Consider the following 26,126-nt stretch of genomic DNA (forward strand, 5'->3'; position numbering starts at 1 on the left):
CGAATGGGGAAAACGCAACACGTTCTGTGAGGATTACGTTATCCGTTACGAGCTAAACGCATCAGGAAAAGGCTGGTTCCTTCATCTGTCGCTAATTCTATAATTTATTGGGAGAGAGAGCTTGAAAACTGCTTTTACTGCACCAGCAATAAAATCCGGCAAACAGAAGGACGGATCAGAGTGCACAGCATCCAGAGCGGTTTACGTTCAGACTGGATCGCAACGCTCGTTCTAGATTTTTAATGGCCGCATCCGCTCTGGGGCGAACACATTGTGCATCTTCAAAAACAACAGCGCCGTTCTGCTTGGGCAGAACGGCATTGTTAAATATCAGAACAATTTCAGCTTAAAAGATCGCGTTATGCGGCTTCGGCTTCATCATCTTCAACATCAGCTTCATCTGTCTTGGCGCCACGTTTAGGGCCTTTTGCCAGATTTGCTTCGATGAGACGAACGGACTCAGTATCAGACAGCTTGTTCACCGCAGCAACTTCACGTGCCATGCGGTCAAGGGCTGCTTCATAAAGCTGGCGTTCAGAATAAGACTGTTCCGGCTGGTTTTCTGCGCGGAAAAGATCACGCACAACTTCCGCAATGGAAATCAGGTCACCGGAATTGATCTTTGCATCATATTCCTGCGCACGGCGCGACCACATGGTGCGCTTGATGCGGGCACGACCCTGCAGAACTTTCAGTGCGCGTTCTACAAAATCAGTTTCGGACAATTTACGCATACCGATGGTCGCCGCTTTGGCAACCGGCACTTTAAGACGCATCTTATCTTTATCGAAATCAATAACAAAAAGTTCAAGCTTCATGCCTGCAACTTCTTGTTCTTCGATTGCAACGATCTGTCCCACACCATGTGACGGATACACAATAGACTCACCCGTCTTGAAACCCTGACGGACTGCGGTCTTTTTCTGCTGGGATGACATACGCTTCAATACTCCCTGTAGTGTCCGGCACCTGGAGCGCCGGTTTACACGCGGTGATACAACCAGTCCTGCGAAACCGCCCCGAAGAAAACGGAACAAGCATTACAGCTGATTAAAACAAGTGTCGAAACAGAATGTAAAAGGGATGCTGAGGCAAAACTTAAGCATAAAAAATCACAGGATAAACGGTGGGAGCAAAATTTAAAAACAAACTTGCTCCGGCACTATTTCAGCCTGTAATTAATATCAGCCTTTCAGTGAATACCTTTAGCCGCCACGAAATGACGTCTGCTCATCGACATTGTTGTGGACAGTAACACAAAAAACCGGCAGAATCAACAAAATGCCATCACAAGTCGCCATTCCGGCGAATTGTGTTAATAATCTGTTAATTAATATGGCAGGCTCTGTCGCTTTCCCGATGAAGCCGCAGCAGGAATCAATCGCCTTCGCCGGGCTCTGCCGAGAAGAACTGCTCAAGCTTATTGGCCACACCGTCCATCTCGACGGCTTCAGGCATCTGGTCTTTTTTCACTGTCAGATTAGGCCATTTCGCTGAATATTCAGAATTCAGTTCAATCCACTTATCAAGGCCAGGTTCTGTATCCGGGCGGATCGCCTCAGCCGGACATTCCGGTTCACACACACCGCAGTCAATGCACTCATCAGGATTGATGACGAGCATATTCTCGCCTTCATAGAAGCAATCGACAGGACAAACCTCCACGCAATCCGTATATTTGCAACGAATGCAGTTATCGGTCACGACATAAGTCATTGTCGAACTCCTAGAGTTTTGAACTGCCACTCAGATAATGTGGCGAATATTACATGAAACAATCAGATGATGATCCGAAGCGGTCACCTGATCAGCAATCTGAAAAAGATTTTTTGCAGCAGCTGTATCATACAAAAGACGACAGAAAACCTGTCTGTCAGGTAACGACTTTAGCCACAGCTTGCAAGGGGGTTTTCCCTTAGCCGCGACGCTCCGCCGCAAAAAAAGAACCACATTCTGCGGCGCTGTAATTTCCTAAAAACTGCGTTCCCGCCGATCTTTAATACAGCACAAACCATCCTCCCGCTCTCTGCCCCTTCCAGCCTGAAAACGACATCACACGAAAAATTGATAATACGGAATCACTGATTCCGGCATGGTTTTAAAATACAGGCTTGAAGACAGAGCATTGCTGTCAGTCAACTGCCCCGCACGACAGTGTTCAAACTTCCTATGATCGGGAGTATTTGCTATCCGCACCGAATCCTTCGTTGCAAAGCATTTCAGATATCGTCGAAACCATTGCCGGATTGTTTAAGACGCTCGGTCGCCCGGCGATCGCGCTTGGTCGGACGGCCGGAGCCGGCATCTCGTTTTTCAGCAAGAAGCTTTGCCTCTTGGGCTGTGGCGTCCGGCGGCGGCGTCATATCTTCATAGAGCAATTGCGCTTCCGGAAAAGAGCCGCGACGCTCTCCGAGTTCAAGCACTTTATAGATCAGAACACGGCGATCCAGCGTGATCGTTATCACATCACCGGTTTTTATGCCGTAAGATGCCTGATCAATTTTATCGCGGTTAATACGAACACGCCCGCCGGCAGCCAATTTTGCCGCCAGCGAGCGCGATTTTACCACACGGGCGAAAAACAACCATTTATCAATGCGTTGTTTCAGAACACCCGTATTCATAGCTTTACTTCTTCAGCTGCTCTTTCAGAGCAAGCAGCTTGGCAAACGGTGAATCAGGATCAATCTGCGCAGGGCGATCATTGCGTTCAACACGCTTCTGATCCTGAGCCTGATCACGCTTACCATGACGCGGCTTACCGTGATGCTCGTTGCGACCAGACTTCTGCTCACCGTTACGGAAATCAACCCGTGCCGCTTTCTCAAACCGCTTGCTGCGGTTATCACGACCCTGATTATCCTTGTCCGTAGTGCCTTCTTTGGCATCAACAGCCGGTGCACCATCTTTTGCCGGTGCACGGCGATTGCCCTGCGGACGCGGGCGATTGCGATTCTGCTCACGGCCCTGATCCTTGGCCTGATCACGGCCACGGTTATCATGACGACCCGGACGCCACAGCAGAACCATCTTTACAGGTTCCTCTGCTTCAGTGGTTTCAGCAGCTTCAGTCACAGTCACTTCAGCAACAGGTGCCTCTTCAGCTGTATTCTGAACTTCAGCTTCATCCGCCTTCACAGCGTCTGCCGCTTCACTGGCCTCAACCACAGCAACTGCATCACCATCCGCAGCTTTTTTCGCCGCATCAGCTTCAGCAAATGCATCCAGTTCTGCAAGCTTAGCAGCAACAGCCGGTGCTTCCATAGCTTCATGGCGATAGCCAAGGCTTTTCAGCACTTCTTCCATATCTTCCGGTGTAGCACCAAGGATCGACATCATCGACGGTGTCACCATGAAACGGGCACCATCATAGGCACCTTCAGCGCGCAAACCTGCACCCGTACGCCATGCCAGCGCCGGACGGATAAGATCAGCCAGACGTTCCAGAATATCAAAGCGAACAGCACGGCGGCCAAGAACACGATAACCGGCCAGTGTGTAGAAAACCGGATCGAAAGCCGGATCAACAACAACCGAAGTACGTCCTGCTGCCAGCACATGAACGACATCACCGTAACCGGCGCGTTCACGGCCGTCATTGTTCAGAGCCCAGAGCAATGTCATCAGACCGGCGGGCGCCGGTTTCAGCAATGCCGGAATAAATACATGATAGGCACCAAAGCGCACGCCGAAACGACGCAATGCTGCGCGGGAATCCTGATCAAGACCACGGATTTCCTCAGCGATCTCACGGCGCTGGATCACACCGAAGCTCTCAACCAGACGGAAAGCCAGACCACGGGTCATGCCGGTCAGGGCATCAGCCTCGGTCAGATCGTGCAAAGGCTTGAGCACTGTTTCAATGTGATGCGCAACAAAGCGGTCAATACGGCTTTGTACTTTCTCGCGGGAGGCGCCTGTCAGCTGTTCATCAGCCAAAAGCACGGCGCGCGGGCGCATAGTGCTGTCACCGGCAACCAGTGTTGCAACCGGTGCACCGACCCAACGCATAATGCCGTCGGAGCCAAGCGCGAAATCACCGTTGGCCGCCGCAGAGAAGCGCTCGGCACGACGGTCATATTCAGCGGCAAGCGCTTTTTGTGCTGCCCCCTTCACCGCCTTGGCGTCCGGCCCTTCGGCCTTGACATCAGCGGTAAATCGGAACCCTTCCAACTGCCCGACATTGTGGTCTTCGACAAGGACATCCCCTGTCGGGCTAATTTCTGCTTCTAGCATGGCATTCTCTCTCAGGCGCTTCATAAGCACGCTTGTCCTGCGGTCTACAAAGCGTTTCGTCAACCGTTCATGCAACGCATCGGACAATCTGTCCTCAATTTCGCGCGTCTTCTCTTGCCAATGTGTCGGATCTGCCAGCCAGCCCGGCCGATGCGACACAAAAGTCCATGTGCGAATTTGTGCAATACGATGAGATAGAGTGTCAATCTCACCGTCAGTCCTGTCGGACCGGCGCACCTGCTCGCTCATATAGTCCTCATCCACAAAACCTTTGCGGATGATATCCTTATAGATTGCAGCAATAATATCGGCATGTTGTGCCGGTGCAATCCGTCTATAGTCGGGAAGCGCACAGGCATCCCACAAAATTTCTACACGCTTGGCCGTATCCGCAAGCCGCATGATCTCTTCATCACGCGTCAGATTTTCCAGCGCCTGCATGTCAACTGCGGGCAACGCCCGTGTCAACCCTTCCAAAGGCGCAGAACGGTCTAATGAGTGCTTCAAAGCCCGTACAGATGAAAAATCAAACTGTGCCGTGCGCCATTGCAACACTTTAGCCGCATCGAAATTATGCGATTCTATCCGTTCAACAAGATCCTTATCAAACGGATCAACCTGACCGGTGACCCCAAAAGTCCCGTCGCGCAAGTGACGTCCGGCACGTCCGGCAATCTGACCAAGCTCTCCGGGATTGAGATCACGATACTGGAAACCGTCAAATTTGCGGGCCTGCGCAAAAGCCACATGGTCAACATCGAGGTTGAGCCCCATGCCGATTGCATCGGTAGCCACCAGAAAATCCACATCGCCGGACTGATACAACTCGACCTGTGCATTGCGGGTGCGCGGAGAAAGCGCGCCCATCACCACGGCAGCTCCGCCCCGCTGGCGGCGGATCAGCTCGGCAATCGCATAAACCTCATCCGCAGAAAACGCGACAATCGCACTGCGGCGTGGCAGGCGCGTGATCTTCTTCGAACCCGCATAGGCCAGATGCGACAGGCGCGGACGTGTAATGATATTAATGCCGCGCAGCAGTTTTTCGAGAATAGGTCGCATGGTTGCAGCGCCCAGCAGCAGTGTTTCCTGCCGCCCGCGCAAATGCAGAATGCGGTCGGTAAAAATATGGCCACGCTCAAGATCTGCAGCCAGCTGCACTTCATCAATAGCGACGAATGCAGCATTGGTCTGGCGCGGCAAAGCCTCAACAGTGCAGACCGAATATTTGGCACTTTTAGGGATGATTTTTTCTTCGCCCGTTACCAGCGCCACTTTTTCAGGGCCCACTTTAGTAACCAGCTTGTTGTAAACCTCACGCGCCAAAAGGCGCAGCGGCAGACCAATGATCCCGCTCTCATGGGCGAGCATCCGCTCCAGCGCCAAATGAGTCTTACCGGTATTGGTCGGGCCCAGCACAGCCGTAACATCACGACCACTTACAATAAGCGGTGCTGCGGTTGAGTGCATAGACGCCGCCCCGAGCGGAGGCGTCAATGAGGTCTTTTGGTCATTCATGCGGAATTGATTATTCCCCGTCTCATGAAGTCGTTACACATGAAGTCTGCCTTGCCAGCGACCGGCTGTATTTTCCAATACAGCAACACCTGATCCGGCATCCCCCATTTTTCTGTCTGCCCGTTCATCAAGGCAGTTCAGGCAAAGCAGGTAGCACTATCTTCCAATGACTAAAAGGGTGACAATGGCACCTTTATGACTTCTTTTATCTCAAACCGTAAGAAAATTACAGAAAAGCGCCCCAACCGCTGAAAATATTAAAATTTTCGCGTTTTTTGCCCTAAACGGTCATGCTGCCTGACAATGAAAAACGCACAAAAAACTCCATATTTTAACAACCGGAACAACAGTGGAACAAAGCAGCTACGAATCAATGCTTATTGTAAGTTCTTATTTTGTTCAAATCTACATAATGTGTTTTTGGAAAATATGCATACTAGATACAGAAACACGGCAGAACAGAACCTGTGATTTCGTCCGGATAAATTAACGTCTGCCAAAAGAGACGTGCTGATTATTGGTTTTGATTACTGCAGACCAATTTTGGATGCTCGTCACATTAAGACAAGTTAACAGTGTCTTTAAGAAAGCAGCGCGATAGCAAAGCCAGCGTTAACATTTCGCTCAAACCCTGAACGAATCAACGACGAATCGCTGATACAACTCAGTTCCTGCTTTGTTTCCACAAAATGTAGGCAGCAATACAAACAATGACACTACATATAGCTTTAGCTGATTGTAATAAGCGCTCAATGCGAACAAAAAAGCCACGGAAAAGTTAATTTTCCCGTGACTTTGATCTTATTGGCTGCACTGATGATTAACACATCGGCGATGCAGCTGAATGCGGAAGAGGCTTAATCACGCTCAACGCAGAGAGCAACGCCCATACCACCGCCGATGCACAGGGTCGCCAGACCTTTTTTAGCATCGCGGCGCTGCATTTCATAAAGCAGCGTTGTCAGCACGCGGGCACCGGAGGCGCCGATCGGATGACCGATGGCAATGGCACCGCCATTCACATTCACAATTGCCGGATCAAGACCCAGCTCCCGGACAACACAACAGGCCTGCGCAGCAAAAGCCTCATTAGCCTCAACCAGATCGAGATCTTTCACGGTCCAGCCAGCTTTTTCCAGTGCTTTGCGCGATGCAGGAATAGGGCCTGTGCCCATCACTGCCGGATCAACACCAGCCGTTGCCCATGATGCAATCCGCGCCATTGGCTTGATACCACGGCGCTCTGCCTCAGCCTCACTCATCAGCACGGTTGCCGCCGCACCGTCATTGATACCGGAAGCATTACCGGCAGTGACAGTCCCTTCCTTGTCAAAAGCCGGACGCAGTTTCTGCAAAGCTTCAATCGTTGTACCGTGGCGGATATATTCATCATCGCTGACAACCACCTCACCTTTGCGGGTCTTGATGGTAACCGGCACGATCTCATCTTTAAAACGACCTGCAACTTGCGCAGCTTCTGCCTTGTTTTGTGAAGCGAGCGCAAAATTATCCTGCTCCTCACGGGTCAACTGCCAGCGGTCAGCAATATTCTCCGCAGTCACGCCCATTGGATAGCCGTGAAACGCATCCGTCAGGCCGTCCTTCATCATCGAGTCGATCATGGTCAGATCGCCCATTTTGGTGCCTGAACGCAAATGAGCACAATGCGGTGCCATCGACATGGATTCCTGACCGCCTGCAACGATGACAGCCGCATCGCCATTAACAATCTGCTGTAAGCCCAGAGCCACAGAGCGCAGACCCGAGCCGCACAACTGGTTCACGGCAAAGCCGGTGGTTTCAATCGGGCAACCGGCAGCCATTGCCGCCTGACGCACCGGATTCTGCCCCTGCCCTGCAGTCAGTACCTGCCCGAAAATCACTTCATCAACATCTGCGGCATCAACACCGGCGCGCTCAAGCGCAGCCTTAATGGCTGTTGCACCCAGCTCATGTGCCGGAACATGGGCGAATGCCCCGTTGAATGAACCAACCGGAGTACGCGCAGCACTGGCAATGACGACTGTTGTTTCTTTGCTCATGACAGATAACTTCCTCAAATCCCAATCTCTGCCCCCTGCACGGCTGCACAGGAGCGGCTTTTCTCCACTATAGCGTCAGTTACAGATGATGCTGACGTTAAATGCAATCAAGGTTTTGAATATTTCGCATAACCCCGTGCTGCCTTACCGGAGGATTATCGCGATTTTCCGTAAAATGTGCCCGAAACAGCCTGATTGAGACTTATGTCGCTGCTCAGGTGATGCGCTGGCGGAATAGAGAGCAAACCGCAAACAAAAAAAGACCGGCTAAAAAGCCGGTCTTTTTTAAAAGCTCCAAGAAAAAGCGAAATTACGCTTCCTTTGGCTCCAGAACCTGACGGCCGCGATACATACCGCTTTTCAGGTCGATATGGTGCGGGCGACGCAGTTCGCCGGAGTTCTTGTCTTCAACGTATGTAGGAGCCTTCAGCGCATCGGCCGAACGACGCATGCCACGCTTCGAAGGGGAAGTTTTTCGTTTAGGTACAGCCATGGATTCTGCTCCAGTGATTAGTCAATCGAATGTCCGGGTGCCTCGCAAAAGGCTGTCACATCGGACATTGTTCCGGAAAGTTTTGCTGCATATACACGCTCGCCCGCCGTTTGACCAGCAGGAGTCGCATTTTTTTATGCAAATCCTGATTTACCGGCTTAAAACTTGCTCAGAAATGTATTTCAGTCGATGCCGTGTACCACAACTTGCATTCAAAAGACAAAAACTTTTGCGTTTTTTGCCAGAGTTTCACGCAAATTACTGCACACACCAGACATATGCGCCGCTATTTTGGGCTCTGCGCTCAATAATACGGGAGATTCTTACCATTCCGCGCCCCGGTTTAGCCGCATCGCGGAGAATCGGATTCGGCAGCGTAACAGCCAGATAAGCAGCCTGACGCGCTGTCAGCTTAGAGGCAGGACGCTTGAAATAATGCTGAGCCGCCGCTTCAACACCATAAATCCCGTCACCCCACTCCACAATATTGAGATAAATCTCCATCATCCGTCGCTTGGAAAGAATCAATGACGCAACCTGCGCCAAAGGAAACTCCAGCGCTTTGCGCACATAGGAACGTCCGTTCCAGAGGAAGAGATTTTTCACCGTCTGCATCGGGATTGTCGAAGCACCGCGGCTTGGTTCGCCATCGCTGCCCAGCACCAGTTTCAGCTGGTTCCAGTCAATACCGTAATGACTGCAAAACTGACCGTCCTCAGACATCATCACCGAATTAACCAGCACAGGAGCCATATCTTCGATCGGCACCCACTGGCGTTCATAGCCTTTCAGCGTCACCAGATCTTTGATCATCAATGTCGAGATGGGATGCACAAATGGCAGCTTATAGAGAAAAAGCAAAGCAAAAGGCGCGATTATGAGCACAAGCAGACAACGCTTCAGCCAGCGCCACCACGGACGGGTTCGCGCGGGGTCAGCCAGATAGCTGGTGCCGTCTTCCTTATGAATGACAAGTTTTGTCATTGCGCCCGTGTTCTCTCCGTTACCTGCCCCATCGTTACTGCATAATTTCAGCTGCTTGAAAAGCCAGACCTGCAAAACATAGCAGTTTTCAGGCATTATTTATTGGTAAAAAACAATTCGCGGCTTTTCTGCATCACTTCTCATGCATAAATTTCATCCGGCTCCGGGCTAACCGGAGTTGATTATTACAGCCGGATGGTTCATGCCCTTAGCCATGAAAAACGATCATGATATTTCCGGTTTTGAACTGCGACTGGCAGCCCATGCCGCATCTGTTGAGCAGCTGCTGATCACGCTTCTGGATGAGCGTCCGCGCCTTGGCGAGGTTACACGCCCGCCGCGCCTGATGGCTGCCATCCGCCACGGCGCGCTGAATGGCGGCAAGCGTTTGCGCCCGTTTCTGGTCACGGAAACTGCACGCCTCTATGATGCTGATCCGCACGCCGCATTGCGCGTTGCGGCAGCGCTGGAATGCATTCATTGCTATTCGCTTGTGCATGATGATCTGCCTGCGATGGATGATGATGACATGCGCCGCGGTCAACCGACCGTACATAAAGCCTATGATGAAGCGGCAGCGATTCTCGCCGGTGATGGTCTTCTCACTTATGCCTTCGATATTATTGCCGATGATGCGACGGAATTGCCGGTGAAAACCCGTCTCGATCTGATCGCCGCTTTAGCGCGGGCTTCCGGTGTTGGCGGCATGGTCGGCGGTCAGGCACTCGACCTGATGGCTGAAACCGCCAGTCCTGATGAAGCGGAAATCATCACCCTGCAAGCCATGAAAACCGGCGCGCTGATCCGCTTTGCCTGTGAAGCCGGTGCAATTATCGGTAATGCAAGCACGGAAGAACGTGAGCGCCTTGCAGAATTCGGCTCGGCCATTGGTCTGGCTTTCCAGCTTGCTGATGATCTGCTTGATGTGACTGCCGATGCGCAAACGATGGGCAAAGCCACCGGCAAAGACGCCGCCGCAGGCAAAGCGACCCTTGTTTCCCTGCATGGTATTGACTGGACAAAGAAACAGCTGGCCGGACTGGTCGCACAGGCTGAAGACCTGTTGGCACCATTCGGTGAAAAAGCACAAGTTCTGAAAGAAGCAGCGCATTTCATCGCCCTGCGTCAGAGCTGAATTCAGCCAAAAGTCTCAATTAAAAAACCGGCTGAGAAGCCGGTTTTTTATTATTCTTATTCAGCGGCTTCCGGCTTTTTCGCGCCAAGCCCGTAGCGATTTTCGATATAATCCGCCACCATCTTCTGGAAGTCCTCAGCAATCGCCGGACCGCGCAATGTGGCGACTTTCTTGCCGTCTACGAAAACCGGTGCGGATGGCGTTTCACCGGTTCCCGGCAGAGAAATACCGATATTCGCGTGTTTCGATTCGCCCGGCCCATTGACGATACAACCCATCACCGCAACGGACAGGCCTTCAACGCCCGGATATTTCTCGCGCCAGATCGGCATATTGGTGCGGATATCATTCTGGATTGTCTGCGCCAGTTCCTGAAATACTGTCGAGGTGGTGCGGCCGCAACCAGGGCATGCCGCAACAATCGGGATGAACTGACGGAAACCCATTACCTGCAGCAATTCCTGCGAGACCTGCACTTCGCGGGTACGGTCGCCATTCGGCTCCGGTGTGAGGGAAATACGGATTGTATCACCAATCCCCTGTTGCAGCAGAATACCCATTGCTGCGGAAGAGGCGACGATGCCCTTGGTGCCCATACCGGCTTCGGTCAGCCCCAGATGCAGCGCATGATCGCAGCGTTTGGCAAGCTCAGCATAAACGGCAATCAGATCCTGCACCTGACTAACCTTGGCAGACAGAATAATCTTGTCGCGCGGCAGGCCGATTTCCTCAGCCAGATCAGCGGAAATCAGCGCAGACTGGATAATTGCCTCGCGCATGACTTCCTGCGCGGTCAGCGGCGCACCTGCGGCCTGATTGCGATCCATCAGCGTGGTCAGCAATTCCTGATCCAGCGAGCCCCAGTTTACACCGATACGCACCGGCTTGTCATAGCGGATTGCCATTTCAATGATTTCGGCAAACTGCTTGTCTTTTTTATCTTTGAAACCGACATTGCCCGGATTAATGCGGTATTTCGCCAGCGCTTCCGCACAGGCCGGATGGTCTGAAAGCAGCTTATGGCCGATATAATGAAAATCACCGATCAGCGGCACATTGAGGCCGAGGCGTTCCAGACGCTCACGGATTTTTGGCACAGCAGCAGCGGACTCATCACGATCAACAGTAATGCGCACCAGTTCAGAACCCGCATGATGCAGGGCTGCGACCTGCGCAACTGTGCCGTCAATATCTGCCGTATCCGTGTTGGTCATGGATTGCACAACCACAGGGGCATGACCGCCAACTATGACACCGCCGACATTGACCCCGACAGATGAGCGGCGGGCAAAGGGATGGGCATTATAGTGCAGATTATCAGAAGCCATAGTCGTACAATCTTAAAAGTGGGCAATCTTGAAGTGATACAGAAGTCTACGCGATCAAAGCTGTTTCGCACCGGTGACGGAACAGCCTTTGAACTGCAATTGTGACAGTCTTACAGCAGGGCTGTTAAAAGTTCTATTCTCTTTTCTGGTCTGCGGCACTTGCGAGTGAGGAAAGCATGAAAACCACCACCAGCATCAGTGCCAGCACCATATAAACCGGACCAAAACCAATATGCCCGCCGATAAAGCCGATCAGTGACGGTGCAACCAGAATCCCTGAATAGCCCATCAATGTGACAAGACTTAAAGCCGTGCCCGCATGGATGCCGCTCTGATTACCCGCTGCCGAGAAGATAATCGGCACAATATTGGCAACACCAAGCCCCGCAACCGCAAAGGCAAGAATTGCTATCCACGCATGTGGTGCAAAACCGCTGACAAACAAGCCTGCTGCGGCAATAATGATCGACACGCGAAATGTCCGCACGGCGCCAAACCGGTTGCGCACGCCGTCGCCGAGAAAACGAACCAGCGCCATCGTCCCGGAAAAAGCCGCAAAACCATATCCGGCAGTGGTCAGGTCAGCGTTAAATGCCTGCTGAATATAAACCGCCGCCCAGTCCAGAACCGCACCTTCCGGTATCATCGCAAATAGTGCCATCATGCCGATCAGATAAATCACCGGCTGATTGGGAAGTGTAAAACGGATTTTTTCGCCGGTGTGCGGCTGACGGTCAGCGACCAGTTTCGGCAACGCAACCAGCATAATCCCGCCGGCAATAACAGTCACCATCAACGCATGGCTGAAAGCACCCTGATAATGCAGATAGAAACTGCCAAGGCCACTGCCTGCAAAACCGCCAAGGCTCCAGAACCCGTGAGAGGAGGACATTAAAGCACGGCCGAGTGTTTTTTCCACGGCAACGGCATTGGCATTCATCGCCACATCCATACCGCCGACCACCGCACCGAACAGAAACAAGACCGGCACAGCAAGATAGAGATTGCCAGTGAGAGCGACAAAAACCAGCCAGAAGGCCACACCGACAGCAAAAGCCTTGGTGATACGATCTGAGCCGTAGCGGGCAATCAGCGGGCCGCACCAGCTCATTGCCGCCAGAGCACCAAGACCAAAGACCAGAATGAGCAATCCGAAAACGCCTTCAGACACACCCAGCCGGTTCATCAGCAACGGAATATGCAGTGCCCAGCTGCCGGTTACAAAACCATTGGCAAAAAATGCACCGGCCACCGCCCAGCGATAATAACGCGCACCATCGTCAACAACGAAGGTCTGCGCTGTACTGGTCCCTGCATCTCCGCTCACACAACCGCTCCATCAGGTTCAGAATATTTGCAGGCATATATTGCACTGCTTCCATGTGGATTACTGCATTTCACACGCAAAAGAAATCACTTCAAGTGTGCAGCACTATCGTCACGGATTTTTGACGAAAAATGGGCGGCATAAAAGCCGCCCGTTTTTATTTTTCATATCGGATTGTCTCTATTTCATACCCAAAGTGTGCGGCAGCCAGAGCGTGATCTGCGGCACATAGGTAACGAGCCCGAGGAAGACCAGCGTTGTGATAATCCACGGCAATGTGGATTTGGTCACCGCCGTCAGCCCCATTTTGGATATGGATGAGGCCACATAAAGATTGAGCCCCACCGGCGGTGTACACAGACCGATCTCCATATTCACCACCATCATCACCCCGAAATGCACCGGATCAACACCGAGCTTCACGGCAATCGGGAACAGGATCGGCGCCATAATCAGCACCACGGCAGAAGGTTCCATCACCATGCCGATCAGCAGCAGGATGATATTCACCATCAGGAGGAAGCCGATCATGCCAAAGCCCTGCTCGACAATCCATGCGCTCATCTGCTGCGGAATTTGTTCCGAGGTCAGAATGAAAGCAAACATCACCGCATTGGTAATGATATAGAGCAACATCGCACTCATCGCTGCCGAAGACAGCAGCACGCGCGGCACATCGCGCAGCTTGATGTCTTTATAGACAAACACCGCAATCACAAAAGCATAGACCGCAGAAACCGCTGCCGCCTCAGTCGGCGTGAATAAGCCGCCATAAATACCGCCCATGATGATGATGATCAGCATCAATCCCCAGACGGAAGAGCGGAATGCTTCCCAGCGTTCGCGCCAACTGGCTTTCTGCATGCGCGGATAACCGTTTTTCCATGCGCGCCAGATCGTGGTACTGCCGAGCATTGCCGCCAGCATCAGCCCCGGAATAACACCGGCCATAAACAATGTACCGATGGAGGCAGACATAACCGGTGCACCGTCCGGTCCGGTCACCACCATGCCGGATGTGGCCACCGCATACATCACCATCACAATCGACGGCGGAATGAGAATACCAAGCCCGCCGGATGTAGCGATAACGCCGGTGCCGAATTGCGGCGGATAGCCCTGCTTGACCATTGCCGGTATCAGGATGGAGCCAACCGCCATCACCGTTGCCGGAGAAGAGCCGGAAATCGCGGCAAACAGCGAACAGGCGGCAACCGCAGCCAGTCCCATACCGCCATACCAGTGCCCGACCATCGACGTGGCAAAGCGGATCATGCGCTTGGCCACCCCGCCATGCGTAAGGAAATTACCCGCCAGAATGAAAAACGGGATCGCCATGATCTCGAATTTTTCGATACCGGTAAACAACTTCAGCGCAATCGAATCCATCGGAATGGATGTGAAACTGAACAGGAAGGTGAAAACTGTCAGACCCAGCGCAATGGAAACCGGCATACCGGTCACGAGCAGCAATGCCAGAATAAGGAAGATAATCAGAGCGGTCATCGGAACTCCTCCGCTTCTTCCATGCCATCCACATGACCATGATCGTGATGAGCGATATGACCTGTGGTCAGATAGAGCCACATTGCCTGAATAAAGCGGAAGCACATCAAGGCAGAACCAAGCGGCACAGCGAGATAAACGATCCACATCGGCATTTCGAGATCAGCCGAAATCTGGCCGGTTTTGGAAATATGCCAGACGAAATCCGTGCCGATCCACGTCACAATCCCTGTGAACAGAATACAGGCCAGAAACGCGATGATGATCATCAGGCGTTGATTTTTCGGGGACATCCGCTCCACCAGCACATCAACACCAACATGGATGCCGATACGCACCCCATAGGCCGCACCGAACTTCGCCATCCATACAAACAGATAGATACAGGCTTCCTGTGCCCAGGTCAGATTAATGGATGCCAGCCAGCGAAAAAGACTGCGGGCATAGCTCTGCAATCCGACATAATCATTCGCCCGTGCCCAGGATAAAAAATCAGCAGCAACGCCGATAGAATAACGGTGAACAACCGCCACAAAGATCAGCACGACGGCCGATGCGATCAGGAAAGACAGCAATATTTCTTCAAAGCGGTCGAGGATACGCAACACCATAGGATGCTCCTCAGATGAAACGGCACCGTCTGACGGCGCTCCGGTTCGTTAAATTTTGTGCGCAACAAATCAACCGCTGTGGCCGCCAGCACGCGCAAGGATGAAGGAAAAGATATAATACGGGATAAAGTGCCTGCTCTGAGCACCATCGTCAGAGCAGGCAAACCCGCCGCAAGCGGCGGGCTCTTGAGAGGATTATTCTTTCATCCCGACAGCTTCATAAACCTGCTTGATGAGGTCTGCGCCCACACGATCTGCCATTTCAGTATGCACAGGCTTGAGTGCTGCAACCCATTCCGCATGTTCTTCCGGTGTCAGTTCATAGAAAGTTGTCGTACCGGCCGCTTTCATCGCCGCCAGAGAATCGTCATTTTCTTTCTGAGCGATGTCGTTGGCATAGGCGGTTGATTCAGCCATAGCTTTATCAAGCTGGCCACGCACATCATCCGGCAAACCTTCCCAGAAGGCTTTATTGACGATCACCGCATAGCCCAGATAGCCATGATTAGAGACCGTGGCATGTTTCTGCACTTCGTGCATTTTCTGGGTATACATGTTGGATGGCGGATTTTCCGTGCCATCCACAACGCCGGTCTGCAAAGCCTGATAAACTTCCGAGAATGCCAGCACCTGCGGCACCGCGCCCAATGCTTTCATCTGCGCTTCCAGAATTTTGGACGACTGAATGCGCATTTTCAGGCCGAGAAAATCATCAGGCACATGCAGCTGGCTGTTTGCTGACATCACTTTGAAACCGTTATCCCAATAGGCAAGACCTTTGATGCCCTTGGCATCCAGCTTGTCGAGCAGCGCACGGCCAACAGGACCATCGGTAATTTTGCGCAGATCATTATAGTCTTTCATAATGAACGGCAGATCGAACACTTCAAATTCACGCACGCCAAGCGGGCCGAATTTTGCCAGTGACGGTGCCAGCATCTGCACAGCGCCGAGCTGTAATGCTTCCAGCTCTTCCTTGTCTTTATAGAGCTGTGAGTTCGGATAAATCTCGACCTTCACTTTGCCGTCTGTATAGGTTTCAGCAAGCTCTTTAAACTTTACAGCGCCTTTGCCTTTTGGTGTATCCGGTGCCACAACATGGCTGAATTTAATGGTAATCGCCTGCGCAAGCGCAGTTGTGCTCACACCGAAAGCGAGAATGGCAGCAAGACCGGCAGTTGTCAGAAATTTCATAGAGAGGCCCTCCCAAGCCTGCATAATGCGTTTCATAAAATCCGGCAACGAACCGGCACATGCTCCGTGCGGAGCAGAAGTCAGATAAATTCCTTAAAAGGAGTGTGAGGTTAATTCTATTGTGGAATACCACAGTATTTCTATTGTGGTTTACCACAGGCATAAATCTGCAAGGGCAAAACTGCCCTGACCTGTGCCCGCAAAAAAGACAATGAGGATAGCCAGACCGACGCATGAAACCCCGTCCCGCCGCATTGAATGATCACAACAGCAGCAGTAAAAGTCAGACAGGCTTTCGTCTGACAGCGCGCGATTACACGCTGATCATACCGCTGCTCGCTATCCTGCTGATTGTAACCCTCACAGTCACACTGCTGTGGATGACGTCGCGCGACAACCAGTCTGAAACCGAGAAAAAACTGACCACAGATGCTTTATGGGTTGAGCAATATCTGCGCTTTCAATTGCAGACCTTTGAGACAGAGCTACGGGATCTGGCAACCGATATCGGCCGCGATCCGCAGCAGACAGACCATATCAGAGCGCAAATCCAGCATCTCGTTTCCATCCACTCGGAATTTATTGATATCAGCTGGTTTTCACCGGACGGCAATCTGCTGGAGAGCGCACCACCCGGCCTCAATATAGTCAGCGCTTATAAACCGGCACTTGCAGATCATAGCCGCCTATTCGGCAAACCTGTCTATTCCTCGCCACGGCACACGACCGAGGGCTGGGCTGTTGATATGGTGGCGCCGGTTTACACCAATAACCGCTCCGCAGGCTCCCTTTGGGTGATTTTATCTCTCGACAGGCTGCTGTCGCGCAATGTGCCCTGGTGGGTGGCAGGCAAATATCAGGTCTCGTTGACGGATGCCGGTGGCGATGCCCTGCTCTCGAAATCCAGCATCATGCCGACCAATAATCAGGCACGCCATACCATCTCTTTTGACCCGCCGCTCACCGGTACTTACATCACCGTTACGCCCTATCAGAGCCGGCCGGCCATTGGCCCTATTGTGGTTTCAGCGGCCATTATCAGCCTGACCATTCTGGTTATTATCAACCTCTGGATGGCCTATCGCCAGAACCGCCGCAGAGCCGCTGCCGAACACGCGCTGCGTACCGAATATGCTTTCCGGCAAGCGATGGAAAATTCGCTGACCATCGGCATGCGCGCACGCGACCGTAATGGCCGCATTATCTATGTGAATCCGGAATTTTGCCGCATGGTCGGCTATGAGGAAAAACAGCTAATCGGCATGGTGCCGCCCCATCCTTACTGGGCGCCGGAGATTATGTCTGAGGGCATTCAGCGCCAGAACGATATGCGCAGTACAGGCATCGCCCCGCATCAATTTGAAACACGGTTCATCCGGCCAAACGGTGTGCTGATTGATGTACTGGTTTATGAAGCTCCGCTCATTGATGCTGACGGCACCCATATCGGCTGGATGGGTTCCCTCGTTGATGTGACCGAGCGCAAAAAACTGGAAGAAGCCCGCCAGACAGAAGCAGAGAAACTGCAGCACAATGCCCGTCTGATTACGATGGGTGAAATGGCCTCCACACTCGCCCATGAGCTGAATCAGCCGCTCGCAGCAATCACGAGCTATGCGACCGGCAGCCTCAATCTGCTCAATTCCGGCACCATGCCAATGAGTGAGCTGGGCGGTGTATTACAAAAACTATCCGATCAAGCGCAACGTGCCGGTACCATTGTGCACCGTGTCCACGATTTTGTGCGCAAACGCTCGGTCACACAGGAGCAGCATGATCTGCGCCGGATTGTGCAGGACGCAACCAGCTTTGTCACCGGCGATATCCTCAAAAGCGGCGGAAAGATTGACCTGCGCCTGCCGGATGCACCGGTGTCTGTGCGCGCCGATGCCGTGCTGATCCAGCAGGTCCTGCTCAACCTGATCCGCAATGCGCATGAAGCTGCCGCAGGTCTGCCGCGCAACCGGCAGACCCTGCATATCACACTTGAAACCGGCCATACCGAGGCCGTTATCACCATCACCGATCACGGGCATGGTATTCCGGCAGACATGGAAAATGAAATTTTCACGCCTTTTATTTCTTCAAAATCCGACGGGATGGGTATGGGGCTGCCCATCTGCCGCTCTATCCTGGAATCCCACAAAGGTCGCCTATGGCTGTCGGATACGCCTGACAAGCAAGGCGCCAGTTTCTGCCTTTCCCTTCCTCTGGCCGCGCAGGAAAAACCATAATGACTGTTCATATTATCGATGACGATGATGCGATCCGCGACAGCCTGTCATGGCTGTTCCGCTCCCGTGGCGTAGGCGTGGTGACTTGGCCGTCAGGAGAAACATTTCTTGAGAAATGGTCACCTGATCTTCAGGGCTGTATCCTGCTCGATATGCGAATGGAGGGCATGTCCGGCCTTGAGGTTTTCGACAAGCTGATCAGCCTTCATGCCAGACAGCCGGTGATTTTTCTGACCGGCCACGGCGATATTCCGCTGGCCGTGGAATGCCTGAAACAGGGGGCAGCAGATTTTCTCGAAAAGCCGTTTAATGACAATAACCTGGTTGATCGTGTGCTGGCCGTTTTGCACAAAGCGAAAGAACGCGCCGTCGCAGACCGTCAGCGCGATGAGATCTGGCGCAAGCGCACGCAGCTTTCCCCGCGTGAAAATGAAGTGCTGCTCATGATTTTAGAAGGACTGCTCAATAAACAGATTGCTGACCGGCTGGAGATCACCATCCGCACGGTAGAGGTACACCGCGCTCATATCATGGAAAAAATGGGCGCCCGCAATGCTGTTGAACTCGCGCGGCTGATCAGCCTGACCGAGCAGAATTCCTGAAATCTGAGGGGCGGAAATCTGCCGCCCCTCAGTTCCTTGTTCTCAGGCATAAGTGACAAGCAAGTCCTTGGCATCAATCTGGTCACCGGCACGCACCAGCACTTCCGCCAGCACACCATCACGCTCGGCATGGAGCGCTGTTTCCATTTTCATTGCCTCGATCGACAGCAACACATCACCGGCTTTCACACTTTGTCCGCTCACCACCGCAACGGTTGAAACAATGCCCGGCATCGGCGCACCAATATGCGCCTCATTATTCAGCTCTGCTTTGCGGCGCGCACCTTTGCCTGCACCACGGGCACGGTCAGGCACTTTGATACGGCGCGGCTGACCGTTCAGTTCAAAGAACACCGTGACCATTCCCTGATCGTCAACATCGCCCACCGCCTGGTTGCGGATGACCAGCGTCTTGCCGCGCTCGATCTCAACAAAGACCTCCTGCTCTTGTGCCAGTCCGTAGAAATAAACCGGCGTCGGCAGCACACTTGTCGGGCCATAGAGGGTCTGCGCACCGGCAAAATCGGTGAAGACTTTCGGATACATCAGATAGGACGCAAACTCCTGATCGCTGATTTTGCGCTCAAGTTTCGTCTCAATCTCCTGCCGCTCCGCCTCCAGATCAGCCGGTTGCAGCAATGCACCCGGACGCTCAGTAAACGGCTTCTCGCCTTTCAGCACTTTGACCTGCAATGGCCTCGGCCAGCCTGCTGGCGGCTGCCCCAGATCACCGCGCATCATCGACACCACAGAATCCGGAAAGGCTATATCCTTGGCCGGATTGGTCACATCGGCAGTCGTCAGGTCTTGACTGACCATCATCAGCGCCATATCGCCCACCACCTTGGAAGATGGCGTGACTTTAACAATATCACCGAACATCAGGTTCACATCCGCATAGGCCTGCGCCACCTCATGCCAGCGGCTTTCAAGCCCCAATGAGCGCGCCTGCTCCTTCAGATTGGTGAATTGTCCGCCCGGCATTTCATGCAGATAAACCTCCGATGCAGGCCCTTTCAGATCACTCTCAAAAGCTGCATATTGATTACGTGCTGCTTCCCAATAGAAAGAAATCCGGCGGATGGATGCAGGATCAAGCTGCGGATCGCGCTCGCTTCCTGCCAGCGCTTCGACAATCGAACCGAGACATGGCTGCGAGGTATTGCCCGACAATGCATCCATCGCCGCATCAACAACATCCACACCGCTCTCCACAGCCGCCAGCACAGTTGCCGCCGCGATGCCGGATGTATCGTGAGTATGGAAATGGATCGGCAGATCAGTTTCCTGCCGCAAGGCAGTGAACAGCTTGCGGGCAGCCTGCGGCTTCAATAGCCCTGCCATATCTTTAATAGCAATAATATGCGCACCGGCCTTTTCAACCTCACGCGCCAGTTTCAGATAATAATTGAGGTCATATTGCGGGCGCGCCGCATTCAGCAGATCGCCGGTATAGCAAATCGCGGCCTCGCAAAGTTTGCCCTCGCTCAGCACGGCATCCATCGACACGCGCATATTCTCAACCCAGTTGAGACTGTCGAATACGCGGAACAGATCAATGCCGCCCCGCGCTGCTTCACGCACAAATTGCGTCACCACATTATCGGGATAGCTCTTATAGCCAACACCATTGGCACCGCGCAGCAGCATTTGCAGCAGCAGGTTCGGCGCACCGTCACGCACTTTGCTCAGACGCTCCCACGGGTCTTCCGTGAGAAAGCGCATGGAAACATCAAAGGTCGCACCGCCCCAGCATTCCAGTGAGAACAGGTTTGGCAGCAGACGCGCATAGGTTTCCGCAATCTGCGCAATATCATAGGTGCGCATCCGCGTGGCCAGCAATGACTGATGCCCGTCACGCATTGTCGTGTCGGTTATCAGCACCTGTTTCTGATCGCGCATCCACTGGGCAAATTTCTGCGGCCCCAGTTCCGCCAGTCTCTGGCGCGTACCATTTTGAATATCGCCGCTTGGGACATAGGGCACTTTCGGCGCGGCTGCATTGGCTGGCGGCAAAGCACGGCCTTTGGTTTCCGGATGGCCGTTGACCGTAACATCAGCAATATAGGTCAGAAGCTTGGTCGCACGATCCTGCCGCTTCACATGCTCAAACAGCTCCGGCGTCGTATCAATAAACCGCGTGGTATATTCATTGCTGCGGAATTTCGGATGCGTAATAATCGCTTCCAGAAAGGTCAGATTGGTCGATACACCACGAATACGGAACTCACGCAAAGCGCGGTGCATACGCAGGATCACCTCTTCCGGTGTTGATGCCCATGCGGTCACCTTTTCCAGCAGCGGATCATAATAGCGGGTGATGAAGGCGCCGGAATAAGCAGTGCCGCCATCCAGACGAATACCGAAACCGGTTGCCCCGCGATAAGCCGTAATCCGTCCATAATCCGGAATAAAATTCTGCTCCGGATCTTCCGTGGTAATTCGGCACTGCAAAGCATGGCCGCGCAGCACAATCTTGCTCTGCTCCGGCACACCGGATTCCGGCGTGCCAATGGCAGCGCCTTCCAGAATACGGATTTGCGCTTTCACAATATCAATACCGGTGACTTCCTCTGTCACCGTATGCTCCACCTGAATACGCGGATTGACCTCGATGAAATAGAATTTTCCGGAGGTCACATCCATCAGGAACTCAACCGTTCCTGCACCAATGTAGTCGGTGGCATGGGCAATCTTCAGCGCATAATCCGCCAGTTCCTGCCGCTGCATATCATTGAGATAGGGTGCCGGTGCGCGCTCTACCACTTTCTGGTTGCGGCGCTGCACGGAACAATCACGCTCAAACAAATGCACGGCATTGCCATGCGTATCACCGAGGATCTGCACCTCAACATGACGTGCGCTCTCAACCAGCTTTTCCAGATAGACCTCATCCTTGCCGAAAGCGGCTTTGGCCTCGCGCTTGGCTTCCGTCACCTCACGCGCCAGATCCTTGGCCTCGCGAATGGCGCGCATGCCACGCCCGCCACCGCCCCATGAGGCTTTGAGCATCAGAGGATAGCCGATGCTGTCGGCAATCTTGCGCACCTCATCCATATCCTCCGGCAGAGGATCACTGGCAGGCACCACCGGCACACCAACCTCAACAGCCAGATTGCGCGCGGCAACCTTATTGCCAAGACGGCGCATCGTATCGCCTTTCGGACCAATAAAGATGATGCCGTTCTCAGCGCATGCATCGGCAAATTCAGGACTTTCCGACAGCAGACCATAGCCCGGATGGATGGCGTCAGCACCGGAGAGTTTGGCAACGCGGATTACTTCATCGATAGAAAGGTAGCTTTCAATCGGCCCCAGATCACGCGGCAGATGCGGCCCGCGCCCGACCTGATAGCTCTCATCCGCTTTGAAGCGGTGCAATGCAAGTTTGTCTTCCTCTGCCCAGATCGCCACGGTTTTCATGCCCAGCTCATTTGCAGCGCGAAATACGCGAATGGCAATTTCAGAGCGGTTAGCGACAAGAATTTTATGGATAGGCAAAGCAGATCTCCCTCACTGCAAATAACACAGTCCACACCGGTTTTCGTTCCCGTGAAAAGCGGTATATCCGGCTGCATACTGAAAGTTTTTTTGAGGAAAGAACAGCAAAATTACGACTATAAATAACAATGCCCGACACAAGTGCCGGGCATCTCTGTTCCAATTATTCCAAAGTATTAGACTGCATTCGGAGAAAGAGAATCCTATTCTAATTCCGCAGTCATTCCTCGTTTTGAGGAATTATTTTTTCTGGAAATAATTGTATTTTCCGTCATCGCCTTTGCGCCATTCGAACATCACGTAAGGTGACAGATTCGGATCGCCCTTTTCGTCATAGGAAATGTCACCAAGCACAGTCTTAAACGGACCCTTTTCTTTCATAGCGGTTGCAACGGTCATAGGATCGTTGCTGCCTGCCGCTTTAACTGCAGCAGCCAGAGACTGAACCGCGGCATAAGAATAGAAAGTATAGGCTTCCGGCTCAAAACCGGCATCGCGGAATTTCTTGATCAGCTCGGCATTGGCCGGATCTTCACGCGGATCTGGACCAAAGGTGTTGAGAACACCGGCAACCGCATCACCTGCAATGGAGGCCAGTTCGTTGGACACAATACCGTCACCGGAGATGAACTGCGCTTTCAGTCCCTGATCACCCATCTGACGAATAATCAGACCGGCTTCCGGATGCAGACCGCCCCAGTAAATGACCGTAACACCATCGCGTTTCAGCTTGGCGATCAGTGCGGAATAGTCTTTTTCACCGACATTGACGCCTTCATAAACTGTTTCTTTCAGACCCAGTTCATTCATTGCGTTTTTAGTCGCATCCGCGAGACCTTGACCATAAGGGGTTTTGTCATGGACGATTGCGATTTTGCCGTCTTTGAAATTATCGACAATATATTTGGCAGCGGCAACGCCCTGATTGTCATCGCGGCGGCAGGTACGGAATGTATTCCAGAGACCACGATCTGTATAAACCGGATTGGTTGTGCCTGGTGCGATCGCCAGAATACCGTTCTCAGCATAGACTTCCGACGCCGGAATACTGACACCCGAGTTAAAGTGACCAATAACAAACTGCACGCCGTCAGCAGCAAATTTATTGGCAACGGACATGCCCTGCTTGGGATCAGAGACATCATCACCATAAACCAGAACGATCTTTTCGCCGTTCAGACCACCTTCAGCGTTCACAACTTCAACAGCTGCTTCCACGCCGTTTTTAATCTGAGCGCCGTATGCGGCACCACCGCCTGTAAGAGGTGCACCAACACCAACCAGAATATCAGCCCATGACGAGCCGCTAAAGGCCAGCATTGCAGACAGTGCAACACCACAGAACAGAGACTTCTTCATATTTCCTACTCCCATGAATATGCCCAGAAAACTGTCAAGAAACAGCGTCTGAGGGCGCCGGAACACCGGCATTTTCCTGCCGGAATGAGACATTCCGGCAGAATTTCGCAAAGCGTGAAATCAGATGAGCTTTTAACAGCTGCCATTTTTCAGGCGCTGCAGCTTCTCAAACGTAAGGCCGGATCTGCACCCGGCCTCACTGATTTTCACGAAAAGATTTTACTGCTGAATGTAAGTGAACTTACCGTCAGCGCCTTTTTCCCACTTGTACATAACGTAGCCCGGCAGCTTAGGATCGCCCTTTTCATCGAACGAAATATCTCCGAGCACAGTCTTGAACGAACCCGATTTCAGTGCTTTCGCAACTGTTTCCGGATCATTGCTGCCCGCAGCCTTAGCGGCACCGGCCAGAGACTGCATCGCTGCGTATGAATAGAGGGTGTAAGCTTCAGGTTCGAAACCGGCATCGCGGAACTTCTTCACCAGATCAGCATTGGCCGGATTATTGCGCGGATCAGGACCGAAAGTATTCAGCGTTCCTTCAACAGCATTACCGGCAATAGAAGCCAGCTCATTCGACACGATACCATCGCCGGAAATGAACTGCGCTTTCAGACCCTGATCGCCGAGCTGACGAATAATCAGACCAGCTTCCGCATGCATACCGCCCCAATAAATAACGGTAATGCCTTCCTGCTTCATCTTTGCGATCAGTGCAGAAAAGTCTTTTTCGCCAATATTCACGCCTTCATACAGGGTTTCTTTCATACCCGCTGCATTGAGTGCTTTCTTGGTTTCGTCAGCCAGCCCCTGTCCGTAAGGTGTCTTGTCGTGAACAACCGCGACTTTGGCGTCTTTGAACTTCTCAGCAATATACTGTCCTGCAACAATACCCTGCTGGTCATCACGGCCGCAGGTACGGAATGTGTTCCACATACCACGGTCGGTATAAACAGGATTTGTCGCGCCTGGTGAGATCTCCAGAATGCCGTTTTCCTGATACACTTCAGAGGCCGGGATAGTTACGCCGGAGTTAAAGTGGCCGATAACGAATTTAACGCCGTCAGCGGCAAATTTATTGGCAACCGAGATGCCCTGCTTTGGATCGGAAACATCATCACCAAGCGTGAAAACGATCTTTTCACCATTCATGCCGCCTTCAGCATTGATGACTTCAGCCGCAGCTTCAGCACCTTTTTGGATCTGAAGACCATAAACAGCGTTCGGACCGGTCAATGGTGCGCCGATGCCGATTGTAATATCGGCCAGAGCAGAACCGCTGAAAGCGACGAGGGCCGACAAAGCTACGCTGTATAATAAAGTTTTTTTCATATTAACTGCTCCCATTACAATGATCATTACGGAAACTGACTTCAGTCAAAGCTCAGCTTCTTTGTTAATTAATTCCGGATGGTTTGCCGTTTCGGGATACGAAACAGCGGATAACCAGCCGTTTATTTTTATTACAATCATTAAGCAAAACCGGTTCCCCGGGCAGTTTACGCCGAAGCAGAGCTCCGGCAGGCATCACAATACTCACTTCGTTCCCGCAAAGCGGAATATTGTAATTTTATAAAGCAGCCCCGCTATAAATACGGATCGGGGATGCCGTTTCTTCGTTTTCCTTCCGGTCTGTATTACTTCGACTTATAGGAAAATGGTGAAGTCTGTTCATAAAGCCAGTTATACTGTCGTACCATTTGCTTCACTTTTGTAAAGCGGTAGCCAAGAGTACCGATAATCAGCAAAACAACAAAATCTACAAGATAATAATGCAGGGACAGTAATGTGCCTTCAAACATTGCAAAATGAATAAAGCGTACCATCGCTGTCAACGGCAGAAGATAGAGTACAAACATCCCATAAGGACGCCATGTCTGTGCGCAGGCCCGCCCTGTCATCCATGCAGCCCAACCACCGAGAATGCAGGTGATCAGCAGAAAAAGCCAGAATGACGGCTCTTCATAGAGAATGCCTTGCATAAGTAGTTCTCCCATATTCACCGGATCTCACAATCGCGATTTCCGGCCAGAGCATTTCATGATCAGGCGGACCA

Annotated in this window: 19 protein-coding genes; 3 read left to right on the forward strand and 16 right to left on the reverse strand. The window is 52.4% G+C overall.

All coding sequences use genetic code 11. The features are described 5' to 3' along the window. Nucleotides 1-359 precede the first annotated feature (359 nt). The 7 genes from P8H26_RS10100 to mtgA all read right to left on the reverse strand — a co-directional run bounded on the left by P8H26_RS10100 (nucleotide 360) and on the right by mtgA (nucleotide 9,273). Complete coding sequence (locus P8H26_RS10100; protein ID WP_289632840.1) at nucleotides 360-938, reverse strand: CarD family transcriptional regulator; 579 nt, start codon at nucleotides 936-938, stop codon at nucleotides 360-362. Between the two features lie 439 nt (nucleotides 939-1,377). Further along, entirely contained in the window at nucleotides 1,378-1,716 is a 339-nt protein-coding gene (gene fdxA, locus P8H26_RS10105; RefSeq protein WP_121994126.1) for a ferredoxin FdxA, read from the reverse strand. A 503-nt stretch (nucleotides 1,717-2,219) separates the two neighbouring features. Beyond that, complete coding sequence (locus P8H26_RS10110) at nucleotides 2,220-2,624, reverse strand: RNA-binding S4 domain-containing protein (protein ID WP_289632841.1); 405 nt, start codon at nucleotides 2,622-2,624, stop codon at nucleotides 2,220-2,222. Nucleotides 2,625-2,628: 4 nt separating this feature from the next. After that, on the reverse strand, nucleotides 2,629-5,706 hold the full coding sequence (locus P8H26_RS10115) for a helicase-related protein (protein WP_289632842.1): 3,078 nt from the start codon (nucleotides 5,704-5,706) through the stop codon (nucleotides 2,629-2,631). A 905-nt stretch (nucleotides 5,707-6,611) separates the two neighbouring features. Beyond that, nucleotides 6,612-7,796, reverse strand: coding sequence for an acetyl-CoA C-acetyltransferase (locus P8H26_RS10120; protein ID WP_289632843.1), 1,185 nt, complete (start codon nucleotides 7,794-7,796; stop codon nucleotides 6,612-6,614). A 310-nt stretch (nucleotides 7,797-8,106) separates the two neighbouring features. After that, nucleotides 8,107-8,289, reverse strand: coding sequence for a 50S ribosomal protein L32 (gene rpmF / locus P8H26_RS10125; RefSeq protein ID WP_022709922.1), 183 nt, complete (start codon nucleotides 8,287-8,289; stop codon nucleotides 8,107-8,109). A 258-nt stretch (nucleotides 8,290-8,547) separates the two neighbouring features. Next, on the reverse strand, nucleotides 8,548-9,273 hold the full coding sequence (gene mtgA, locus P8H26_RS10130; protein ID WP_289632844.1) for a monofunctional biosynthetic peptidoglycan transglycosylase: 726 nt from the start codon (nucleotides 9,271-9,273) through the stop codon (nucleotides 8,548-8,550). Between the two features lie 214 nt (nucleotides 9,274-9,487). Here mtgA and P8H26_RS10135 point away from each other — a divergent pair, with 214 nt between their 5' ends. Next, entirely contained in the window at nucleotides 9,488-10,408 is a 921-nt protein-coding gene (locus P8H26_RS10135; RefSeq protein WP_289632845.1) for a polyprenyl synthetase family protein, read from the forward strand. Nucleotides 10,409-10,464: 56 nt separating this feature from the next. On the opposite strand, the gene ispG is transcribed toward P8H26_RS10135, so the two are convergent. From ispG to P8H26_RS10160, 5 genes are all read right to left on the reverse strand, one after another. Beyond that, nucleotides 10,465-11,736 (reverse strand): flavodoxin-dependent (E)-4-hydroxy-3-methylbut-2-enyl-diphosphate synthase, encoded by a 1,272-nt coding sequence (ispG, locus tag P8H26_RS10140; protein WP_289632846.1) that lies wholly within the window; start codon nucleotides 11,734-11,736, stop codon nucleotides 10,465-10,467. A gap of 133 nt (nucleotides 11,737-11,869) precedes the next feature. Further along, complete coding sequence (locus P8H26_RS10145) at nucleotides 11,870-13,063, reverse strand: MFS transporter (RefSeq protein ID WP_289632847.1); 1,194 nt, start codon at nucleotides 13,061-13,063, stop codon at nucleotides 11,870-11,872. A 180-nt stretch (nucleotides 13,064-13,243) separates the two neighbouring features. Next, nucleotides 13,244-14,569, reverse strand: a complete 1,326-nt coding sequence (locus P8H26_RS10150; protein ID WP_289632848.1) for a TRAP transporter large permease — start codon at nucleotides 14,567-14,569, stop codon at nucleotides 13,244-13,246. After that, nucleotides 14,566-15,180: a TRAP transporter small permease gene (locus P8H26_RS10155; protein WP_289632849.1), complete on the reverse strand. Its 615-nt coding sequence runs from the start codon at nucleotides 15,178-15,180 to the stop codon at nucleotides 14,566-14,568. The genes P8H26_RS10150 and P8H26_RS10155 overlap by 4 nt, the downstream gene beginning before the upstream one ends. A 195-nt stretch (nucleotides 15,181-15,375) precedes the next feature. Then, on the reverse strand, nucleotides 15,376-16,374 hold the full coding sequence (locus tag P8H26_RS10160; protein WP_289632850.1) for a TRAP transporter substrate-binding protein: 999 nt from the start codon (nucleotides 16,372-16,374) through the stop codon (nucleotides 15,376-15,378). 233 nt (nucleotides 16,375-16,607) lie between these two features. Between P8H26_RS10160 and P8H26_RS10165 the strand changes: the two genes are divergently transcribed. Further along, nucleotides 16,608-18,608, forward strand: coding sequence for a PAS domain-containing sensor histidine kinase (locus tag P8H26_RS10165; RefSeq protein WP_289632851.1), 2,001 nt, complete (start codon nucleotides 16,608-16,610; stop codon nucleotides 18,606-18,608). Continuing rightward, nucleotides 18,608-19,210 (forward strand): response regulator transcription factor, encoded by a 603-nt coding sequence (locus tag P8H26_RS10170; RefSeq protein ID WP_289632852.1) that lies wholly within the window; start codon nucleotides 18,608-18,610, stop codon nucleotides 19,208-19,210. Before P8H26_RS10165 ends, P8H26_RS10170 begins: the two co-directional genes overlap by 1 nt. Nucleotides 19,211-19,252: 42 nt before the next feature. Here the strand turns inward: P8H26_RS10170 and pyc are convergent, their stop codons facing one another. From pyc to P8H26_RS10190, 4 genes are all read right to left on the reverse strand, one after another. Next, the gene (pyc, locus tag P8H26_RS10175; RefSeq protein ID WP_289632854.1) at nucleotides 19,253-22,711 is read right to left on the reverse strand and encodes a pyruvate carboxylase; all 3,459 of its coding nucleotides are present in this window, start codon (nucleotides 22,709-22,711) and stop codon (nucleotides 19,253-19,255) included. Nucleotides 22,712-22,951: 240 nt separating this feature from the next. Beyond that, a complete protein-coding gene (locus tag P8H26_RS10180) occupies nucleotides 22,952-24,070 on the reverse strand; it encodes a branched-chain amino acid ABC transporter substrate-binding protein (RefSeq protein WP_289632855.1) in 1,119 nt (372 codons plus the stop codon). Between the two features lie 219 nt (nucleotides 24,071-24,289). After that, nucleotides 24,290-25,402: a branched-chain amino acid ABC transporter substrate-binding protein gene (locus P8H26_RS10185; RefSeq protein WP_289632856.1), complete on the reverse strand. Its 1,113-nt coding sequence runs from the start codon at nucleotides 25,400-25,402 to the stop codon at nucleotides 24,290-24,292. 305 nt (nucleotides 25,403-25,707) lie between these two features. Next, on the reverse strand, nucleotides 25,708-26,052 hold the full coding sequence (locus P8H26_RS10190) for a DUF6867 family protein (protein WP_289632936.1): 345 nt from the start codon (nucleotides 26,050-26,052) through the stop codon (nucleotides 25,708-25,710). Between the last annotated feature and the right edge of the window lie 74 nt (nucleotides 26,053-26,126).

The sequence above is a fragment of the Pseudochrobactrum sp. sp1633 genome (assembly GCF_030376605.1).
In the GTDB taxonomy this organism is placed as follows: Bacteria; Pseudomonadota; Alphaproteobacteria; order Rhizobiales; family Rhizobiaceae; genus Pseudochrobactrum.

What these genes read in the sequence shown, in the direction of transcription:
- P8H26_RS10100 (WP_289632840.1), bottom strand. Translation starts at nt 938, where the DNA reads ATGTCATCCCAGCAGAAAAAGACCGCAGTCCGTCAGGGTTTCAAGACG.
- fdxA (WP_121994126.1), bottom strand. Translation starts at nt 1,716, where the DNA reads ATGACTTATGTCGTGACCGATAACTGCATTCGTTGCAAATATACGGAT.
- P8H26_RS10110 (WP_289632841.1), bottom strand. Translation starts at nt 2,624, where the DNA reads ATGAATACGGGTGTTCTGAAACAACGCATTGATAAATGGTTGTTTTTC.
- P8H26_RS10115 (WP_289632842.1), bottom strand. Translation starts at nt 5,706, where the DNA reads ATGCACTCAACCGCAGCACCGCTTATTGTAAGTGGTCGTGATGTTACG.
- P8H26_RS10120 (WP_289632843.1), bottom strand. Translation starts at nt 7,796, where the DNA reads ATGAGCAAAGAAACAACAGTCGTCATTGCCAGTGCTGCGCGTACTCCG.
- rpmF (WP_022709922.1), bottom strand. Translation starts at nt 8,289, where the DNA reads ATGGCTGTACCTAAACGAAAAACTTCCCCTTCGAAGCGTGGCATGCGT.
- mtgA (WP_289632844.1), bottom strand. Translation starts at nt 9,273, where the DNA reads ATGACAAAACTTGTCATTCATAAGGAAGACGGCACCAGCTATCTGGCT.
- P8H26_RS10135 (WP_289632845.1), top strand. Translation starts at nt 9,488, where the DNA reads ATGAAAAACGATCATGATATTTCCGGTTTTGAACTGCGACTGGCAGCC.
- ispG (WP_289632846.1), bottom strand. Translation starts at nt 11,736, where the DNA reads ATGGCTTCTGATAATCTGCACTATAATGCCCATCCCTTTGCCCGCCGC.
- P8H26_RS10150 (WP_289632848.1), bottom strand. Translation starts at nt 14,569, where the DNA reads ATGACCGCTCTGATTATCTTCCTTATTCTGGCATTGCTGCTCGTGACC.
- P8H26_RS10155 (WP_289632849.1), bottom strand. Translation starts at nt 15,180, where the DNA reads ATGGTGTTGCGTATCCTCGACCGCTTTGAAGAAATATTGCTGTCTTTC.
- P8H26_RS10160 (WP_289632850.1), bottom strand. Translation starts at nt 16,374, where the DNA reads ATGAAATTTCTGACAACTGCCGGTCTTGCTGCCATTCTCGCTTTCGGT.
- P8H26_RS10165 (WP_289632851.1), top strand. Translation starts at nt 16,608, where the DNA reads ATGAAACCCCGTCCCGCCGCATTGAATGATCACAACAGCAGCAGTAAA.
- P8H26_RS10170 (WP_289632852.1), top strand. Translation starts at nt 18,608, where the DNA reads ATGACTGTTCATATTATCGATGACGATGATGCGATCCGCGACAGCCTG.
- P8H26_RS10180 (WP_289632855.1), bottom strand. Translation starts at nt 24,070, where the DNA reads ATGAAGAAGTCTCTGTTCTGTGGTGTTGCACTGTCTGCAATGCTGGCC.
- P8H26_RS10185 (WP_289632856.1), bottom strand. Translation starts at nt 25,402, where the DNA reads ATGAAAAAAACTTTATTATACAGCGTAGCTTTGTCGGCCCTCGTCGCT.
- P8H26_RS10190 (WP_289632936.1), bottom strand. Translation starts at nt 26,052, where the DNA reads ATGCAAGGCATTCTCTATGAAGAGCCGTCATTCTGGCTTTTTCTGCTG.